A 422-nucleotide genomic window follows, 5' to 3' on the forward strand; every position below is an offset into this window, starting at 1 on the left:
TATGGGTGTCGGTGATCGTGTAGGCGGGGCACAGTTAGGCGCTGCCGGTGCCAGGGCCTCGGGGTATCTGGCGGATGCGAATATCAAGAATTACCTGGCTCGATCGCTGCACGAATCCGGCCAGCGTATAGGCGAAGCGTGGGCAACCTTTGGAATGTCCAAAGGCCCACAGTCTGGAGGATAAAGCAGTGGGAATTGAGAACTATATTGCCGCGTTCGGCAGGGCCAATCCCTCAAACCCTGGCGGCGGCATAGCTTACGGGCTCCAGGCCCGCAGGATGCAAAACCAGGAGCGCAGGGCCGATCAGGCGCGCCAGGATGCGCTGAACCAGCAAGAAAGGCAGGATGCTCTGTACCAACAGAAGCGAGAGGACGCCCTTGCGCACCAGAAAAGGCAACACGCAATGCAGGAGCGGGAGGCT

2 protein-coding genes are annotated in these 422 nt (G+C 60.0%); both read left to right on the forward strand.

The annotated features are described in order from the left end of the window. A partial coding sequence (locus tag Q5Y71_RS17250; protein ID WP_306043302.1) for a hypothetical protein occupies positions 1-184 on the forward strand: 184 nt, incomplete at its 5' end. Positions 185-188: 4 nt separating this feature from the next. Then, positions 189-422, forward strand: a 234-nt coding sequence (locus tag Q5Y71_RS17255; protein WP_306043303.1) for a hypothetical protein, incomplete at its 3' end; no start/stop codon positions are given.

This window comes from Microbulbifer sp. 2205BS26-8 (assembly GCF_030731025.1).
Taxonomy (GTDB): domain Bacteria; phylum Pseudomonadota; class Gammaproteobacteria; order Pseudomonadales; family Cellvibrionaceae; genus Microbulbifer; species Microbulbifer spongiae.